The organism is Cytobacillus sp. QJM3NY_8, assembly GCF_056173585.1.
In genome coordinates this window covers 1,825,655-1,844,317 of the sequence record NZ_CM149681.1, presented here as the reverse complement: position 1 = coordinate 1,844,317, position 18,663 = coordinate 1,825,655, and the positions used below count along the sequence as shown (strand labels likewise).

Below are 18,663 nucleotides of genomic sequence, written 5' to 3'. Positions count from 1 at the left end.
TAGTTAAAAAGCGTTAAGCTACATTATTTTTTTTTTCATTTTCAGCTTCAAACATATCTTCCTTAGCCTCTTCTCTTCCAGGGAGAATCAGGTTCAGGAGAACGCCGCTGATCGCTGCCAGAGCCATTCCTTCCAGTTTGAATGCCCAAATTTCGATATGGGCTCCGCCAATTCCGAGTACAAGGATGACGGATGCGATAACCAGGTTACGGTTGTTTCCAAAATCCACCTTGCTGTCAACAAGCATTCTTAATCCTGATGAAGCGATGATCCCGAACAGCAGGATCGACACGCCGCCCATTACTGGAGTAGGGATCGAGCTGATCAGTGCTGTTACCTTGCCAATGAATCCGAAGATGATGGCGATGACTGCAGCACCTGCCAGTACATAGACACTGTATATTTTTGTGATGGCCAGTACGCCAATGTTTTCACCGTAAGTTGTCTTTGGCGGACCCCCGATTAATGCCGAGATCATTGTTCCTGTTCCATCAGCAAGGATGGAGCGGTGAAGACCCGGTTCTTTAATATAGTCTCTCCCAACTACTTTTCCAAGGACAAGCTGATGCCCGATATGTTCAGAGATTGTCACAACAGCCACCGGAATCATTAGAAGTGCCAGATCCAGGGTTATCCTCACTTCATAATCAGCGAACGGAATTATGAACTCCGGCATTTCGAACCAGGCTGCCTGCTGTACAAGTGAGAAGTCTATAAGGCCCACAGCCAGTGAGTAAACATACCCGATGATGATACCTGCAAGAATCGGCACCATGCTGAGCATTCCTTTTGCATAGATGGAGAAGATAATTGTTGCACCTAAAGTGATGAGCGCCGCTGAAAAATGCAGCATGCTGTATTCACCCGTTTCAGGGTTGTTCATGGCCATACCGACTGCTGTGCCTGCTAATGCCAAACCGATTACGATGATAACCGGGCCGACCACGATGGGTGGAAGCAGATTCATAATCCAGCGGTAGCCAGCTTTTTTGATGATTAATGCTACGGCTCCATATACTAGTCCTGCCATAAAGCTTCCGATCATGGCAGCACCTGGTCCGCCAGCTGCTTTTGCTGCGATGATCGGAGCAATGAAAGCGAAAGATGACCCTAAGTATGCCGGTACCTGCCATTTTGTTATGATGAGGAAAGCGATTGTTGCCAGTCCGCTTGAGATTAAAGCTATGGCAGGATTTAATCCTACTAAGAAAGGTACAAGTATAGTGGCTCCAAACATTGCGAATAAGTGCTGTAAACTTAATGTCAGCCAATGGGCTGGTTTTGGAACATCTTTTATATCTAGAATAGGCTTATGCATCCCAATCTCTCCTCTTCATTTTATTAAAAAACCCTCCTTGCCAGATCCGCAAAGAGGGTAAAAGAGCACAGCAAAAGACAGACTGCTTCTGCTGAGTTCCCCTTTGCCAGCCTCTCTGGACTGCATTTAAAAGGGCTATTTAATTTTCAAAAATGCTTACTTGATCGTTTTCATCCACTTCCTTCAGCTCAACAACAATTTTCTCCGAACTGGAGGTTGGAATGTTTTTTCCTACATAATCAGCTCTTATCGGAAGCTCTCTATGGCCCCGGTCCACGAGTACTGCCAGCTGAATCTGCGATGGCCTTCCGATGTCAATCAGCGCATCAAGAGCGGCTCTGACCGTTCTTCCTGTATAAAGAACATCATCGACCAAGATCACTTTCTGATCATTTATATCTTTTGGAACATCTGAGCCTTTGACTAGCGGCTCCTGATTATCAGTCTTTTTTGTAAGATCATCTCTATAGAGAGTGATATCAAGTTCGCCTACATCAATTTTGGCACCTTCTATTTGTTCGATCCGCTCGGCCAGGCGGTTCGCCAGGTAAATCCCCCTTGTGCGGATTCCAATCAGGATGCAATGTTCGATCCCTTTATTTTTCTCTATGATTTCATGAGCTATCCTTGTCAGCGCTCTCCTGATTGCCTGGTCATCCAAAACAATTGCTTTTTGCTGCGGCATTCTGACTCACCTCTATTATCTGATTCTCTTCTGTTAATGTTATATATAAAAAAACCCTCTCACCGATCGGGCGAGAGGGTAAACGATTCTGATGCTGCAGAATAAGGGATACAAATTTCCTTATTCAATCCGTTTCCTTCCCAGCCTCACGGGACTGTTTTAAAGGACTTATTCAACTATTGTCATCTTAAAGCACAATTAGACAATTGTCAACGATTATTTGCCAGTTTATCTAATAGCTCCTCGAAATAAGCAGGTATAGATGCCTCAAATTCCAGGTACTCTCCTGTTCTTGGATGTTCAAATCCAAGAACACCTGCATGCAGTGCCTGTCCGCCAATATCAAGAGTCTTTCTTGGACCGTATTTAGGATCTCCTGCCAGAGGATAGCCAATATATTTCATATGAACACGGATTTGATGAGTTCTTCCCGTTTCCAGCTGGCATTCCACCAGTGTGAAATCCCTGAAACGCTCCAGGACCTGAAAATGAGTAACCGCATGTTTTCCATTGTCAACAACGGTCATGCTTTGACGGTCTTTGGGATCGCGGGCAATAGGCGCATCAATCGTACCATAATCATGGGGAATAACTCCATGAACAACGGCACGGTACTTACGTGTAACCGTTTTATTCATCAGCTGGTTCACAAGACTTTCATGTGCCATATCATTCTTAGCAACCATAAGAAGTCCTGATGTATCTTTATCGATTCTATGAACGATTCCTGGCCTCATAACCCCATTAATTCCTGAAAGATCTGTGCAATGTGCCATAAGTCCATTAACAAGAGTGCCAGTACCATGCCCGGCTGCCGGATGGACCACCATTCCTTTTGGTTTGTTTACCACCAGGACATCTTTATCTTCATAATAAATATCCAGATCCATTTTTTCCGGCACGACATCTAATTCCTCAGGTTCAGGAATTGATATTTCAATTTTATCATTTGCCGTACATTTGTAATTGGTTTTCGGCTTCTGCCCATTTACAAGGACATTGCCGTCTTTGATCCATTGCTGAACCTGCGTTCTTGACCAATCCGCATTCAGTGTGGATAACACTTTATCTATTCTTTCTCCTGCCTGTTCATCAGGAATGATGTGTTCCATTTTCTCCATAAGATTTCTCCTTTTTCTTTGCTTCTCTCTCTTCAAGCAGCATCTGAATCATCAATAATCCTACACCAATGACCAGTGCCGAGTCAGCAATATTGAAAACGGGAAAGTCATAGCCAAAAATATAAGTGTTTACAAAATCCACCACTTCTTTTCGAAATACCCTGTCAATAAAGTTTCCAATCGCTCCGCCCAGCATCAGGCCCAAAGAGACTCCAAGAAGCAATTTGCCTTTGGCTGCTTTTTGAATGTAATAAATGATACCAATTATGACAATAACGGTTATTACGTAGAAAAACCACATTTGCCCCTGCAGGATGCCCCAGGCAGCGCCACGGTTGCGGTGCGATGTAATATAAAGAAAGTCCTCAATAACTTTAACACTTTCCCCTAATTCAAAGTTCTTAACAATCAGCCATTTCGTAAACTGATCAAGTGCTATCACGAACAATGCAATTATGTAATAAAACACAAAGGCAACCCCCAAATCTCATATCATTACCTTTGCATTTTAGCACAAACTGAATAAAAAACACAGCACACGCCTAAACTCAGTGGAAAATAGATTTTCTGTAGAATTTCCCAAGCCTGCTGCAATCCTCCATTGTTTTTAAAGTAGGGATCATATGAAGCAAATCTGACGGGAGCAGCTCACCTGAAATTTCACATATGCCAAAGCTTCCAGTTTCAATTTTGCTGAGTGTTTGCTCGATATCATGCAGTTCTTCCAATAAAATAGGTTTTATCAAAGCGGAACTATTGCCTTCCATTAGTCTTTCCAATATTTCCTGTCTTGTATTACGGAGTTCTGTATATAGCCCTTCTGCCTTTGCATCCATGCAGTTTCCTCCGTTCTATAATGTTTACTTTATTATCTTCTCGGAACGGATTTCAGACACGGGCAAACTTTTAGCAAACGGCACAACATTTAGTGAAGGTGGAATTATTTATAAAATGGATTTCGCATTCGCCTTAGGATAAAAAAGAACGTCATTTATCAAAAAAACAGTCCCCCAAATATTTGAGGGACTGCAGGTATTTAAGCCAAGTGGCTATAATTATTCTTTACAACCTCAGCACAGCGGGGGCAAAGAGTGTCATAGCCTTCTGTCTGGCCAACTTCTGGAGTAACTGTCCAGCAGCGATCACATGTTTCGCCTTCTGCTTTGGAAACCACAATTGCAGTATTTTCAAATTTCACGGCATTTTCAGGTGCATCTGACAGGCTGCCTGCAACCTCAAATCCAGAAACGATAAAGATTTGCTGAAGATTTTCCTGAATTGAATCCAGCAGGCTCTTTGCTTGATCGTTTACATAAAGTGTCACTTTAGCAGTCAGAGATTTGCCGATCACCTTTTCATTACGCGCTTCCTCCAATGCTTTAAGAACATCATTGCGAAGCTTCATAAATGCAGTCCACTTTTCTTCCAGCTGTTTCGCGTTCGGAAGCTCTTGATATTCAGGCATATCCGTCAATTGTACACTTACTTCCTTCACATTCGGAATAAAGCTCCAAACTTCATCTGAAGTATGGGAAAGGATAGGTGCAACAAGTTTTGTCAAAGCAATAAGGCTCTCATATAAAACAGTTTGGATAGCACGGCGTTCTGCATTATCTTTCGCTTCAATGTATAGGACATCTTTAGCAAAATCAAGATAGAATGCACTTAGATCCAATGTACAGAAATTATTGACAGCATGGTAGATGCTGGCAAATTCATAGCGGTCATAAGACTCGCGAACATTCTTGATCAGTTTATTCAGCTTAACAAGCATAAACTGGTCAACTTCACGCAGGTTTTCAAATGAAACCGAGTCTGTTGCCGGGTTAAAATCATCCAGATTTCCAAGCAAGAAGCGGAACGTATTGCGGATCTTTCTATATACTTCTGCAACCTGCTTCAGAATAGCATCAGATACCCGGACATCTGCCTGATAATCAACTGACGCCACCCATAAACGCAGAATGTCAGCACCAAGCTGATTCATGACTTTTGCCGGAACAACTACGTTTCCGATGGATTTACTCATTTTTCTTCCTTCGCCATCAAGTGTGAACCCGTGGCTCAGGACACCTTTATAAGGAGCTTTGCCTGTTACTGCTACAGCAGTTGAAAGTGAAGAGTTAAACCAGCCTCGGTATTGATCAGAGCCTTCAAGGTATAAATCTGCAGGACGCTGTAAATCGTCGCGCTCTAAAAGAACTGCCTGATGGGAAGAACCGGAATCAAACCACACGTCCATGATATCCGTTTCTTTTGTAAACTGGCCATTCGGGCTTCCTGGATGTGTAAATCCTTCAGGCAGCAGTTCTTTCGCTTCTCTCTCGAACCAGATGTTCGAACCATGTTCACGGAAAAGATTAGACACATGTTCAATTGTTTCATCTGTGATAATTTCTTCTCCATTTTCCGCATAAAAGACAGGAATTGGCACGCCCCATACACGCTGTCGGGAGATGCACCAATCACCGCGGTCCCTGACCATGTTAAATAGTCTTGTCTCGCCCCATGCAGGATACCAATTTGTTTCCTTAACAGCTTCCAGAAGTTCATTGCGGAAATCTTTAATGGATGCAAACCATTGGGCAGTAGCACGGAAAATAACTGGTTTTTTCGTTCTCCAGTCATGCGGATAAGAGTGAGTAATAAAAGTAAGTTTTAATAAAGCCCCGGCTTCCTCAAGTTTTTCAGTAATCGGCTTATTGGCTGCATCATAGAATAAACCTTCAAAGCCAGGAGCTTCACTAGTCATGTTTCCTTTATCATCAACCGGGCATAATACGTCTAACCCGTATTTCATGCCTACATGGAAATCGTCTTCCCCATGGCCAGGAGCAGTGTGAACACACCCAGTACCAGCATCAGTTGTAACATGCTCACCCAGCATGACAAGGGAATCACGGCCATAAAGGGGATGCTCGGCAACTACATTTTCGAGGTCGGTCCCTTTTACTGATTGGACAACTTTATAGTCTTCCCATTCAAATTCTTTAGCCACTGAAGCCAGTAAATCTTCAGCAACCATAAACTTTTTGCTGTTTGCCTCAACTACACTATAGGTAAGGTCCGGATGAATTGAAATTCCAAGGTTTGCCGGAATAGTCCATGGAGTAGTAGTCCAGATGACAATATGAGTGTCCTGATCTAATACGTTCTTGCCATCTTTTACTTTAAAAGCAACATAGATGGACGGTGAACGCTTATCTTTATACTCAATTTCAGCTTCAGCCAGAGCTGATTCAGATGATGGTGACCAATATACAGGCTTTTTACCTTTGTAGATATAGCCTTTTTTCGCCATTTCCCCAAATACTTTTATTTGCTGGGCTTCGTACTCAGGCTTTAGAGTGATGTATGGATTCTCCCAGTCACCGCGGACGCCTAAGCGCTTAAATTGACCGCGCTGGCTGTCAATCTGCTCGTATGCATACTCTTCACAAAGCTTGCGGAACTCAGCAATACTCATTTCTTTACGCTTTACGCCTTTGTTTGTCAAGGCCTGCTCAATTGGCAAACCATGTGTATCCCAGCCAGGAACATATGGAGCATTATAGCCAGTCATTGACTTAGAGCGTACGATGAAATCCTTTAAGATTTTATTCAGCGCATGGCCGATGTGGATGTCGCCATTCGCATATGGAGGACCATCATGCAGAACAAACATTGGACGGCCTTTGGTCCGTTCCTGGACCTTCTCATAAATATTCATCTCTTCCCATTTTGCCTGAATTTCTGGTTCGCGCTTTGGAAGATTGCCGCGCATTGGGAATTCGGTTTTTGGCATTAATAAACTATCTTTGTAATCCATTCCTTTGCCTCCTGTTTATAACTCATTAAATACCATGATAGCCAATGAGAGCTGATAAAAACCACAGTAAAATACAAAAAAAACCTTCCCATCCCAAAAAGGGACGAGAAGGTTGTATTCTCCCGCGGTACCACCCTTGTAGATGAAAAATGATTATGTTTCATCCGCTCAAAGAATTCTTAACGTGAATGAACCGCCTTGGCCTACTGATGGTTATACGTTCGGCAAGGAACTCAAGGGTGATTTTCCAGCTTTTGCTTATACCCGGGCTTCCACCATCCCCGGCTCGCTTACAGAGTAAGAATGCCATTCTGTACATAAGCTTTGAAAGACTGTACTGTCCCTCTCATTGTTGATAAACATCGTATTTTACTTTGTTTTAAAATTATATGCGATATTTCCAGCTTTCGTCAAGCCAGTGATTCTTCTTCTTCTCTTAATGACTTAAGTTCAGTGGAATCCAGCTTATATTCCATTAAATGATCCCAATCATCGTTGTTTAGCATATCCAGCTGTGCTTCAACAAGCATCTTGAAACGTGTTCGGAATACTTTGGACTGTTTCTTTAAATCTTCAATATCCAGTGCGATTTTTCTCGCTTTAGACAGGGATTCGTTCACAATTCTGTCAGCATTCTTTTCAGCTTCTTTAATGATTAGCTTCGCTTCTTTATGGGCATTGCGCTTTACTTCCTCTGCTGCTTCCTGTGCAACCACAATAGATTTATTAAGTGTTTCTTCAATTGTAGTAAAGTGGCCTATGCGTTCGTTTGTATCATTGAGCTTTTCTTCAAGCTCCTTTTTTTCCCTGATCAGGATTTCGTAGTCCTTTATGATCTGGTCGAGGAATTCGTTTACTTCATCTTCGTCATAACCGCGGAATCCTTTGCTGAATTCCTTGTTATGAATATCTAACGGTGTTAATGGCATGTGTGCCACCTCCCAGGTCTGTTGATCTTATGTAAATTGGTTTGAGCCTGCTGGTTCATTTTAATTATAGCAGACTCCGTAGTCTTTTGATTATTTATTCGACAGGTTGTTTCAAATTCCTTCAAGATTATAAAAAATTTTATCTGTTTGCTTAAGTGTTGACTTCCGCTGCAGGCACTCAGCGACGGCGGGCTTCCGGCAGCCTCCTGAGTGCGCTGACCCCAGTAGTCTCGCTCCATACTTCGCATATAGGCTATCTCTGCCTCCCAGCAATAATCCTCCATTTGTCCTTCTTTGTTTTCCCATCTATATCTATGATTTTGGAACGGCCTTGACCCCTGACTGAGATGATGTCGCTTTGCTGGCATTCAAATGAGGGGTTTTCTATTTGCGTCCAATTGACTTTGACTAATCCCTGCTGGATATAGAGCTGGGATTTTTGCCTGGAGATATTGTAGATGGCTGAGATGACTGTATCCAATCTCAGGGATGAAGAGGTGATGGAGCTTTCTTTCCACACTTCTGCTGATTGGATTGCCTCTGAAAAGGGCAGTTTTTTCAGGGACACGGAAGCTCTGCCAATTGACTGCAGCTGCAGGCTGATGTAATCTTCAATTTCTTGTGCTGCAAAAAACTGGATTCTGTCGTCTTCAAAAAGGATATCACCGAATTTCCCTCTTTTTAGCCCTAGAGACATTAGACTGCCCAGGACTTGCGGGTGTTCTATGGTGACAAACTTTTTTGGGTATTCCAGTTCAAACAGCCGAATTTGAAAATCTCCCTCATCGCTTTCATAGTAATCCGGAAATATGAGGGCTCTCTTTCTCTCAGCATTTGGAGTTCCGCCAAATAAAGCAAATAAGATTCCGGCATGCTGCCCTATGACGCTTTTAAGGATTTGCTGCTCCCTTGGGTCAAGAAAATCAGTAAGCTTTGGTGCATATGTATTTTCTACAAGGTCTTTCCAGTTAAGAACCTGATCGATAAATTCTTTTTCTTCCGGCCGGAAGTGCTGATAAATGGTCATCTTTAAGGAACCTCCTTTTTACACAAATAAAAAAGGGCCATTTGATAGCCCTGTTTGTAGTCTTATGAAATCCAATAAAAAAGCTGCTGCAAACCTCCAGTGGCAAATCGCAAAACTAAGATAGCCACAATAGGAGAGATATCAATCATTCCAAGCGGAGGTATGATTTTGCGGAATGGCTCAAGGTACGGTTCACAAATCCTTGCAAGAAACTGGCCAAAAGCTGATTCCCTGGCATTAGGGAACCAGGACAGCAAAATATAAATAATCAGTGCCCACGAGTAATAATAAATTGCAGATGACAATATCCCAAATACTAATTCCATTAAATGCTACCACCTCGTATTTTCTAATTCTTGTTCTTTCATCAGCTGAGAGATGTTTCCTGATACCTCAACATTGTCAGGGGTACATAGAAAAATATCAGTTCCAATCTTTTGAATATCTCCGCCGATGGCATAAACGGTTCCGCTAAGGAAGTCAACAATCCGCTTTGCCTGATCTTTTTCTATTCTCTGCAGATTGACAACAACAGCTCTTCTGTTTTTCAGCTGATCCGCAATATCCTGTGCTTCTGCATAAACACGCGGTTCAACAAGAACTACTTTAGAAGATTTCTGCACACTTTGGAGGCTGACGATGTTTTGTTTTTGAACTGGCTGCTGCTTCTGCACCTGCTTCACCGGCTCTCTTTCTTCTTCGATGATTTCCTCTTCCTTATAGTCATATTCATCATCCAGGAAGAAAAATGTTTTAAATTTTGATTTTATACTCATTTTATCAAACCTCCTGACTCTTTTGACCTACTAAAGCATTACCAATCCTCACCATTGTGGCACCTTCTTCAATTGCCAGGGAAAAATCATTAGACATGCCCATTGAAAGCTCAGTACAAGGAGCAAAATCAAACCCCAGATCTTTCACCTTTGTTTGCAGGTTCTTTAGCTTCCGGAAACAGGAACGAAGCAATTCCTCGTCATCTGAAAGAGGTGCCATTGTCATAAGGCCGATAACATTGAGATTTTTATAATCAGCCAGGCATGAAATAAAGTCAGCTACCTCTTCAGGATTTATTCCCTGTTTCGACTCTTCCCCTGAGACATTAACCTGAACAAAACAATTTATCTTTCGATCAGCCCGCTTGTCGATTTCCTTTGCGAGGGAAAGCCTGTCCAGTGAATGGATATAATCAACTTTATCAATTATATTTTTCACTTTGCGCGTTTGCAGCGTTCCAATAAAATGCCATGTCGGCTTGTCCTTTAACACATCCCACTTGGCAAGCAGTCCTTCATCCCTATTTTCACCTAAATGAACAATTCCTGCTTCAAGTGCTTCTTGTGCCCGTTCGGCTGATACATACTTAGTAACAGCAATGAGGGTAATTTCTTCTGGCTTACGGTTGGCCTTTATGCACGCTTCCTTTATAGCTGACTCAATTTGCTTTAAATTATCTTTTACTCTCATTTAGCTTCCGACTTCCTCCTTCCAGCCAATAAAGCTCATCATTCTGCCCGTCTTTCCCCTATCTCTTCTGTGGGAGAAAAAATAGTTTTCATGACAGCTTGTGCAATAATCAGTAATCATAATATTTTCATGAGGAATTCCTGCATTTGTCAGAATTGTCCGGTTTAGTTCTTTCAAATCAAGCTGGAATTGATTGTCACTAATTTGATTATATGGCTTAATATCGACATCTTCTAGTATTTTTTGCACTTTTGAAATAACATGGTCATCAACTATATAACAATTACCGCAAATGGAAGGGCCAATCACGGTTTGGACCTCACTTAAGTCAATGCCTTCTTTGGCAAATAGCTCGGCCATCTTCCTGCCAATCCCCCCGACAGTACCTTTCCAGCCTGCATGGGCCATGCCTATGGCTCCTGTCTTTTCATGCAAAAAGTAAAGCGGCACACAATCCGCATAACAGAGAGTCAGCATGACACCTTTAGAATAAGTGAAAAACCCGTCAGTACCAGAAAAGGAATCCTCGTAAACAAGAGCACCTTTCCCTTTATCTTTTCTGGTAACTTTTTTTATGTTTATTTCATGAGTTTGTTCAGCACCAACCCATTTTTCATGAGAAAACCCAAGCAAGTCAGCCACATGCTGCCGATTTCGGCTGACTGCTTCATTGCTGTCGTTCACGTGCAATCCTACATTAAGCGTTTTGTATTCATTACGGCTGCAGCCGCCATTTTTAGTTGTAAAACCGGCAGTTATATTAGGAAAACGATCTGCCCACTCTTTTATGACAAAATACTCTTCCGTTTTTAAAGAAAATGGTTCCATGCGATTAACCCCATCTTATTTTTCTATAGTTTACCACAAGGCAGGCAGTGATGACACCATTAACAACTCTTATGCTTCCTCCTCAATATATTTTGGCTCAATCGCATCCTGATAGCGGACCAGTATGACATCCTCACCAATTTTTATAATATTTTTCCACGGTATGACAATATCAGCATCTCTCCCAAAAAAACCTAACACTTTTCCCGTTCCCCCGATAATGACGGCTTCAATTTTTCCTGTATTTATATTAATATCTATATCCCCAATATTTCCAAGCTTTTTGCCGTCAGCTACATTTACAACATCCTTCATTTGAAATTCAGATATTTTCACCATCGACATTTCACTCCCAATTTATGTTCTTATTCAATATATGTTTGCCCCTATAGGAAAAATGTTTGGTAAATATAAAAAGCAGCCAAATTGGCTGCTAGCTTTGAATATTTTTATTCATTTGTTTGATTGCCGCTTTTTCAAGCCTTGAAACTTGAGCCTGGGAAATGCCGATTTCCTCTGCCACTTCCATTTGAGTTTTGCCCTGGAAGAAGCGTTTTCTAAGAATCAGTTTTTCCCGTTCATTCAGTCTTCTCATTCCCTCTTTTAAGGCTATCTCTTCAATCCATTGAATATCTTTGTTCCGTTCATCACTCAGCTGATCCATCACATAGATCGGATCTCCGCCATCATTATAAATGGGTTCAAATAAGGAGACAGGATCCTGAATTGCATCTAATGCAAAAACGATTTCTTCATGAGGCACATCCAGCTCTTTTGCTATTTCTTCCGCCGTAGGCTCTCTGGATGTTTTGCTCATTAAACGTTCTCTTACCTGCAGAGCTTTATAAGCAATGTCCCTTAATGAACGCGAGACGCGGATCGGGTTATTATCACGCAGATACCTGCGTATTTCCCCAATGATCATCGGAACTGCATAGGTGGAAAACTTAACGTTTTGACTTAGATCAAAATTATCAATAGATTTCATTAGACCGATACAGCCGACCTGGAAAAGGTCATCAACAAATTCGCCTCTGTTATTAAAACGCTGAATCACACTTAATACGAGACGCAAATTGCCGTTGACGAGTTTTTCCCGTGCGGTTATATCCCCCTTATGCATTTGCTTGAAGAGCTCTCTCATTTCTTCGTTTTTTAAAACTGGAAGCTTTGAAGTATCAACACCGCAAATTTCTACTTTATTTCGAGTCAATCCATTTCCCTCCTCACAGGAGCTGCTGTACAAAAAACAGTATCTCCTTGGAAAGGAAAAATATGCACCGGCTAATCCGACTGCCGGATGGGGAAACGGTCAAAACATCATAAACACTAGGTTTTCTCCTTGCAAAATTTTGTAAAAAAATATTCCTGTTTAAAGTTTTAAACCATCTTATTAAATTCTTTTTTTAATCTTTTTATTATTCGTTTTTCCAGACGTGAAATGTAGGACTGGGAAATACCCAGCATATCTGCCACGTCCTTCTGAGTTTTTTCTTCACCAGATCCAAGTCCAAATCTAAGCTCCATTATCTGTTTTTCCCGATCTGAAAGCTGATGCAATGCCTTTAGCAGGAGCTTTTTATCAACATTTGCTTCAAGGTCTTTTGTGATGATGTCATCCTCAGTGCCAAGCACATCGGAAAGAAGGAGTTCATTGCCATCCCAATCAATATTGAGGGGTTCATCAAAGGAAACTTCAGAACGGATTTTATTGTTCCTTCTTAAATACATTAGAATTTCATTCTCAATACAGCGGGATGCATATGTAGCCAGCTTGATTTTTTTCTCTGGATTAAACGTATTTACAGCTTTGATAAGCCCAATGGTTCCAATGCTGATCAAGTCCTCTATATTGATGCCTGTATTCTCAAACTTTCTGGCGATATATACAACAAGACGCAGATTTCTTTCAATTAAAATGGATCTTGCAGCTTTATCTCCTTTCGGAAGCTTGATCAGGAGCATTTCTTCTTCTTCCTTACTAAGTGGAGGAGGTAGTGCTTCGCTGCCGCCTATATAATATACTTCATCTGTTTTGATCCCCAGCTTAATCAATAATTTATACCAATAGTAGGATAAGCGAAGTGTTAACTTTTTCATGATTTGTCCTCCTTCTAAATTAGGTTTTTGCAGAGTATAGTATATTAACTTACTTTTGCATCCTGCTTCATTGTACTTGTACCTGTAAGCATCTTAGGATGAACAATGCACTGGAACGCATCGTCCGCAGATAGCTGCTGCATGGAAAAGGAAACTAATCCTCGCTCCGATTCTATTATTTCATTCTCTTTTTCAAGGAGAATGCGGTCAGGCTTGAATCCTATAATCAACTGGTGTTCTTGTCCAACAACCTTACATGGAATAACCCTCATTTTATGCTCCCAATTCCCGCCAATTGAATCACTGCCCATAATGACATCTTCCGGGTTCCCTGCCATTTTAATTATTTCAGGCGGGAACTCGTCAAGCCTGTCTTTAATGGATATAAACATCACTGGCATTTTCGAAATGGGATCGTATAACTGGTTGCCGCTGTCAATCAGGCCTCTGAAACGGAATTCTGTTTCATTGATAACAACACGCACCATAATTAAAGAGTCATATTGTATTTTTGTCATCTCAATTCCTTCAACGTTTCTCTTAGAGAAATGCCAGGCAAGAGGAAACCCAAGAAGTACAAACAGCCAGCTGATTGGATCACCAAAGCCTTTAACACTGGCGAGCATGACAGATGAAGAAAGCTGAAAATCAAAATTAATAAAATAATGAATGCCTATTAATGAGCCTCCAACTAAAAAAGTAGCAAAATAAAAAGTCATGAGCCCTTTTAGAAAGTAACGCAAACGCTTAAAGCCAAAAACAGCCAATACCATTGCAACCGAGAATAATAATTTAGTGACTGGGTGACCTGAAAATTCATTAAATGGTGTAAATACTAATAAAATGATGATCGATCCTATTAAGCCGCCTGCAAAAATCCTCCAAAGCCTGATTTCCCTTTTTAGTATTATGGCTGTTAGATAAAGGAGAAGGCTGTCAAACATAAAATTCAGCGCCCAGATAATATCCAAATAGACTGTCAATTATCTTCCCCCTTAGAAAAGCGCAAGCGCCTTGCCCACCTCCGACACCCCGAGAGGTTAGGCGCTAGAGCTAGACAGTTATAAAGATTATAGTTATACTTCTTGCTTCCTCTTCAAAATCAGCATCTGGTAGATTGACTTTAGCAGTCAAATTCTCTCATATATTTATTGTGCTATGATTCTGTTAGAAAAAAGTATAGCGCATTTCAGTAAAGGAAGTGTGTCGCTTTCTGTATGCAAAAAGATAGAAATTTTCCCTATTCCCAACGGATTTTGTCATTATTTTTCTATTTAATGCTCCTTCATTTTTCACTGGGTGTGATTTATATCACATTTATTATTTTCAATATCAACTATAATGACAGTGAAAATAATAAAAAGGAGTTTTGCTGATATGCTGGACACAAAAACAATTGAAATTATTAAAAGCACTGTACCTGTACTTGAAAAACATGGCGAAGATATTACGAAAACCTTTTATAAGTTAATGTTTACAAATCACCCTGAACTGCTGAACATCTTTAATCATGCTAATCAGAAACAGGGACGACAGCAAAAAGCACTGGCAAATTCAGTATATGCTGCTGCAAAATATATCGATAACCTGGAAGCTATTCTCCCGGTTGTCACACAAATCGCTCATAAGCACCGATCCTTAGGCATTAAGCCTGAACATTATCCGATTGTTGGAGAGCATTTAATCCTTGCAATCAAGGAAGTGCTGAAAGAGGCTGCTACTGAAGAAATTATTGGTGCATGGACTAAAGCTTATGGTGTGATTGCGGATCTATTCATCGGATTAGAAAAGAGCCTTTATGAGGATGCCGCTGATAAGCCAGGAGGCTGGGATGACTTCAGAACATTCACTGTTGCAAAAAAGGTGAAAGAAAGTGATGTAATTACTTCCTTCTATTTTACACCTGACGATAGGGGGAATATTTCCAGTTATCTTCCTGGCCAGTATATTAGTGTGAAATTAAATATTCCAGGAGAAGATTATACACATATCCGCCAATACAGCCTTTCTGACTCTCCGGAAAAGTCATATTACAGAATTTCTGTTAAGAAAGAAGAAGGCCATTCTGAAAAACCGGACGGAAAGGTTTCCAGCTATCTGCACAATGATCTGAAAGAGGGCGATCATATAGAAATAAGTGCTCCTGCCGGAGATTTTGTTCTGGATAAAATGAATAATCCTGTCGTTCTGCTTAGCGGCGGAGTAGGCATTACACCATTGCACAGCATGCTGCGTCATCTTGATGCAACAGGAGTAAATCATGAAACTATTTTTGTTCATGCTGCACTAAACGGGAATGTACATGCATTTTTAGGAGAAGTACATGAAATTGAAAAAAGGAATTCATTGGTAAAAACATATTTCTGCTATGAAAGTCCAACAGAACAAGATATAGCCGAAAAGACCTTCAGCAAAGAAGGCTATATTACTTCAGACTGGTTAAACACCATAGTGCCAAATAAAGATAGTATGGTTTATATGTGCGGGCCAGTACCATTTATGCAGGCTATGTACGAGGCATTGCTTGAAGCAGGCTTTCAGAAGGAAAATATCCGATATGAATTCTTTGGACCTTCTATGCAGCTAAAGGAAACTCAGATGGTTTAAATATAATTTTGCATGGCTCATAGAGCCATGCTTATCTGTGTAAAAAACCTTCAATAACAATTCTAAAAAACCCCTGGAATCAAATTGATTACAGGGGTTTTTTCAATCAAATTTTATCTTCTGCGGTTACGGTTGCGTAAGAACGTCGGGATATCCAAAGTTTCTTCCGGCTGTTGAGATTGGCTGCTTCTTACAGGTTCTTGCGGAGCTTCCTCTCTCTTTGGTTCACGCTTCATAGACGTTCCCATGCCTGGGGAAGATTTAGGCTGTCCGAATGTTGGCCTCATAGGCTTAGGCTGGATCACCTCTTCATTAAATCCAGTTGCAATAACCGTTACAACAATTTCATCTTTAAGGTTTTCATTAATTACGGAACCGAAGATCATATTCACGTCCTGATCTGAAGCTGAAGCAACAATGTCAGCTGCTTCCTGTACTTCATATAGGCTTAGATTTGATCCGCCAGTAATATTCATTAAGACGCCTTGTGCACCATCAATTGATGTTTCAAGCAAAGGTGATGAAATCGCCTTTTTCGCCGCTTCTGCTGCACGGTTCTCTCCTGCAGCGACACCAATACCCATTAGTGCAGAACCTTTATTGGACATGATTGTCTTCACATCTGCAAAGTCGAGGTTAATTAATCCTGGAACAGCAATCAAGTCGGAAATACCTTGAACACCCTGGCGCAGAACATTATCCGCTTCGCGGAATGCTTCAAGCATCGGAGTGCTTTTATCAACGATTTCCAACAGTCTGTCATTAGGAATGACGATCAGCGTATCAACCGCTTCCTTCATAGCAGCAATACCGCCGGCTGCTTGAGTGGAACGCTTGCGGCCTTCAAAAGTAAATGGGCGGGTTACAACACCAACAGTCAGCGCTCCTAAATCACGTGCAATCTGGGCGATAACTGGAGCCGCTCCTGTTCCTGTACCACCACCCATACCAGCAGTGACGAATACCATATCAGCACCTTTCAGTGCTTCTTCTACCTGCTCTTTACTTTCTTCTGCTGCTTTTTTACCTACCTCAGGGTTGGCACCTGCTCCAAGTCCCCTTGTAAGTTTGCCTCCGATTTGCATTTTCACTTCTGCTTTTGATAAGTTCAGCGCCTGAGCATCCGTGTTAACAGCAATAAACTCGACACCTTGAACACCATGCTCAATCATTCTGTTTACTGCATTGTTACCGCCGCCTCCAACGCCGATGACTTTTATAGTTGCTAATGAATCCAAATTTGTATCAAATTCCAACATGACTAATCCTCCTAATTCGTCGATATTCCTAAGAACACCTTTTTTGATTCGCTTTTTTATACGCACTCCCAAAATGGCTTTTCAGTGCATTTTTTCTATCCGCCGTATGGCTTTTGATTTCCGTTTCCCTAACCCTTGCGAATCAAATCAAGTTATTCGAAAAAGTATCCGAGGAACTTTTTAACTCTTGATGTGATTTTTTCTTCCGGCTGTTTTTCCGGCTTTGTTTTCGGTTGCGGTTGCGGTTTTTGCACTCGTTTTTCTTTAGCTTCAGGGACAGTCACTGGCTGCTCCATTTTTCTGCCCTGTATTTTAGCATTCTTATATGCGAACTTAATCAATCCAACAGCAGTCGTATACTGCGGTTCCCTCACGCCTATATAATCAGGGATTGCGATACGCACTCTATTTTGGAATATATCCTGTGCCAGTTCAAGAATTCCCTGGGTATTAGCTACGCCTCCAGATAGTACATAGCCCCCTGGAAGATCTTTTGCTCCAAGACGTTTCACTTCGTGCTGGATAAGATCAAAAATCTCTTCCATCCGGGCTTCAATAATATCTGAAATTTCCAATTGATTAAATTGCTGATGCTGATCGCTTCCGATGATGGGAACACTGAATACCTCATCTTCAGATGCATGGTCATAGAACGCGTACCCATATTTTGTTTTGATTTTTTCTGCATCTTCTGTAGATGTGCGGAGTCCGATAGATAAGTCTTTTGTGATATGGTCTCCCCCTACAGGAAGCACACTGGTTGCCTTTAATGATCCATTTTCAAATATGGCAATAGTTGTGGAGCCGCCGCCAATATCAACAAGTGCAACTCCCAGATTTTTCTCATCCTTTGAAAGAGCGAATGCACCTGCTGCCAGAGGCTGAAGCGAAATATCCATGATTTCAAGGCCAGCGCGTTCAACACAGCGCAGGGTGTTATGTAAAATCGTTTTCGATCCTGTAATAATGGTGCCTTCCATTTCCAGCCGCACACCAATCATTCCGCGGGGATCACTGATCTCGTCCAATCCGTCAACGATAAACTGTTTTGGAATGACATCAATAATATCTCTTTCCGGCGGGATCGATACAACTTGTGCCGCGTCTATGACTCTAGCAACATCTTCGTCTGTAATTTCCCTATTTTCACTCGAGACTGCAACAACACCATGGGATGGCTGAAGCATAACATGATTACCGGTAATTCCTACAATCACATTCTTTATCTCCATTCCTATCATTCTCTCAGCCTGTTCGATTGCCTTTTTAATAGAATGAACGGTTTCGTCTATGTCAACAATGGAACCCTTGCGTAACCCTTCTGACTGTACATTGCCAACACCAATAATATTTAAAGAGTCATTGACCATTTCCCCAATGATTACTTTTACACTGGATGTACCGATGTCAAGACTAACATATATTTCATTGCTGTTCATTCTCTGGCACCTCCTTTTTTTTGCAATTCCGATTATTGAACAACAATCTTTTCTTGCTGTTGTTTGTTTTAGTAA

The 18,663-nt window shown here is 41.4% G+C and carries 19 protein-coding genes and 1 other annotated feature; of the genes, 1 reads left to right on the top strand and 18 read right to left on the bottom strand.

The annotated features are described in order from the left end of the window. Positions 1–13: 13 nt before the first annotated feature. The 16 genes from AC0VZ9_RS09675 to spoIIGA all read right to left on the bottom strand — a co-directional run bounded on the left by AC0VZ9_RS09675 (position 14) and on the right by spoIIGA (position 14,266). Positions 14–1,318 carry a solute carrier family 23 protein gene (locus AC0VZ9_RS09675; protein WP_009330833.1) on the bottom strand — a complete coding sequence of 435 codons (1,305 nt, stop codon included), beginning with the start codon at positions 1,316–1,318 and terminating at the stop codon, positions 14–16. 139 nt (positions 1,319–1,457) lie between these two features. Beyond that, positions 1,458–2,003, bottom strand: a complete 546-nt coding sequence (pyrR, locus tag AC0VZ9_RS09670; RefSeq protein WP_009330834.1) for a bifunctional pyr operon transcriptional regulator/uracil phosphoribosyltransferase PyrR — start codon at positions 2,001–2,003, stop codon at positions 1,458–1,460. A 209-nt stretch (positions 2,004–2,212) separates the two neighbouring features. Continuing rightward, positions 2,213–3,124 (bottom strand): RluA family pseudouridine synthase, encoded by a 912-nt coding sequence (locus AC0VZ9_RS09665; RefSeq protein WP_019381722.1) that lies wholly within the window; start codon positions 3,122–3,124, stop codon positions 2,213–2,215. Continuing rightward, positions 3,096–3,593 (bottom strand): signal peptidase II, encoded by a 498-nt coding sequence (gene lspA / locus AC0VZ9_RS09660; protein ID WP_009330836.1) that lies wholly within the window; start codon positions 3,591–3,593, stop codon positions 3,096–3,098. Before lspA ends, AC0VZ9_RS09665 begins: the two co-directional genes overlap by 29 nt. Positions 3,594–3,672: 79 nt before the next feature. After that, positions 3,673–3,960: a hypothetical protein gene (locus tag AC0VZ9_RS09655; RefSeq protein WP_009330838.1), complete on the bottom strand. Its 288-nt coding sequence runs from the start codon at positions 3,958–3,960 to the stop codon at positions 3,673–3,675. A gap of 200 nt (positions 3,961–4,160) precedes the next feature. Continuing rightward, positions 4,161–6,932, bottom strand: a complete 2,772-nt coding sequence (gene ileS / locus AC0VZ9_RS09650; protein ID WP_009330839.1) for an isoleucine--tRNA ligase — start codon at positions 6,930–6,932, stop codon at positions 4,161–4,163. 96 nt (positions 6,933–7,028) lie between these two features. Further along, positions 7,029–7,291, bottom strand: a binding site (T-box leader). A gap of 51 nt (positions 7,292–7,342) precedes the next feature. Continuing rightward, positions 7,343–7,861, bottom strand: a complete 519-nt coding sequence (locus AC0VZ9_RS09645; RefSeq protein ID WP_009330841.1) for a DivIVA domain-containing protein — start codon at positions 7,859–7,861, stop codon at positions 7,343–7,345. A 253-nt stretch (positions 7,862–8,114) separates the two neighbouring features. After that, positions 8,115–8,888 carry a YlmH family RNA-binding protein gene (locus tag AC0VZ9_RS09640; RefSeq protein WP_009330844.1) on the bottom strand — a complete coding sequence of 258 codons (774 nt, stop codon included), beginning with the start codon at positions 8,886–8,888 and terminating at the stop codon, positions 8,115–8,117. 62 nt (positions 8,889–8,950) lie between these two features. Further along, the gene (locus AC0VZ9_RS09635) at positions 8,951–9,214 is read right to left on the bottom strand and encodes a YggT family protein (protein WP_009330847.1); all 264 of its coding nucleotides are present in this window, start codon (positions 9,212–9,214) and stop codon (positions 8,951–8,953) included. Between the two features lie 6 nt (positions 9,215–9,220). Then, complete coding sequence (locus AC0VZ9_RS09630) at positions 9,221–9,664, bottom strand: cell division protein SepF (protein ID WP_009330849.1); 444 nt, start codon at positions 9,662–9,664, stop codon at positions 9,221–9,223. A 4-nt stretch (positions 9,665–9,668) separates the two neighbouring features. Continuing rightward, the gene (locus AC0VZ9_RS09625) at positions 9,669–10,355 is read right to left on the bottom strand and encodes a YggS family pyridoxal phosphate-dependent enzyme (RefSeq protein WP_475397303.1); all 687 of its coding nucleotides are present in this window, start codon (positions 10,353–10,355) and stop codon (positions 9,669–9,671) included. Next, the gene (pgeF, locus tag AC0VZ9_RS09620) at positions 10,356–11,183 is read right to left on the bottom strand and encodes a peptidoglycan editing factor PgeF (RefSeq protein ID WP_009330853.1); all 828 of its coding nucleotides are present in this window, start codon (positions 11,181–11,183) and stop codon (positions 10,356–10,358) included. It abuts the gene before it with no gap. A gap of 69 nt (positions 11,184–11,252) precedes the next feature. After that, positions 11,253–11,522: a YlmC/YmxH family sporulation protein gene (locus AC0VZ9_RS09615; RefSeq protein ID WP_009330854.1), complete on the bottom strand. Its 270-nt coding sequence runs from the start codon at positions 11,520–11,522 to the stop codon at positions 11,253–11,255. A 94-nt stretch (positions 11,523–11,616) separates the two neighbouring features. Continuing rightward, positions 11,617–12,396, bottom strand: a complete 780-nt coding sequence (sigG, locus tag AC0VZ9_RS09610; RefSeq protein ID WP_026041699.1) for an RNA polymerase sporulation sigma factor SigG — start codon at positions 12,394–12,396, stop codon at positions 11,617–11,619. Positions 12,397–12,563: 167 nt separating this feature from the next. Continuing rightward, positions 12,564–13,283 carry an RNA polymerase sporulation sigma factor SigE gene (gene sigE, locus AC0VZ9_RS09605; protein WP_475397302.1) on the bottom strand — a complete coding sequence of 240 codons (720 nt, stop codon included), beginning with the start codon at positions 13,281–13,283 and terminating at the stop codon, positions 12,564–12,566. Positions 13,284–13,327: 44 nt separating this feature from the next. Beyond that, on the bottom strand, positions 13,328–14,266 hold the full coding sequence (gene spoIIGA / locus AC0VZ9_RS09600; protein ID WP_475397301.1) for a sigma-E processing peptidase SpoIIGA: 939 nt from the start codon (positions 14,264–14,266) through the stop codon (positions 13,328–13,330). 394 nt (positions 14,267–14,660) lie between these two features. On the opposite strand from spoIIGA, the gene hmpA reads away from it, so the two are divergent. Beyond that, positions 14,661–15,890 carry an NO-inducible flavohemoprotein gene (gene hmpA, locus AC0VZ9_RS09595; protein WP_475397300.1) on the top strand — a complete coding sequence of 410 codons (1,230 nt, stop codon included), beginning with the start codon at positions 14,661–14,663 and terminating at the stop codon, positions 15,888–15,890. A gap of 113 nt (positions 15,891–16,003) precedes the next feature. Here the strand turns inward: hmpA and ftsZ are convergent, their stop codons facing one another. Together ftsZ and ftsA are read right to left on the bottom strand one after the other, a co-directional pair. After that, positions 16,004–17,149, bottom strand: a complete 1,146-nt coding sequence (ftsZ, locus tag AC0VZ9_RS09590; RefSeq protein ID WP_009330863.1) for a cell division protein FtsZ — start codon at positions 17,147–17,149, stop codon at positions 16,004–16,006. A gap of 152 nt (positions 17,150–17,301) precedes the next feature. Then, positions 17,302–18,588, bottom strand: a complete 1,287-nt coding sequence (ftsA, locus tag AC0VZ9_RS09585) for a cell division protein FtsA (RefSeq protein WP_009330865.1) — start codon at positions 18,586–18,588, stop codon at positions 17,302–17,304. Positions 18,589–18,663: the final 75 nt, after the last annotated feature.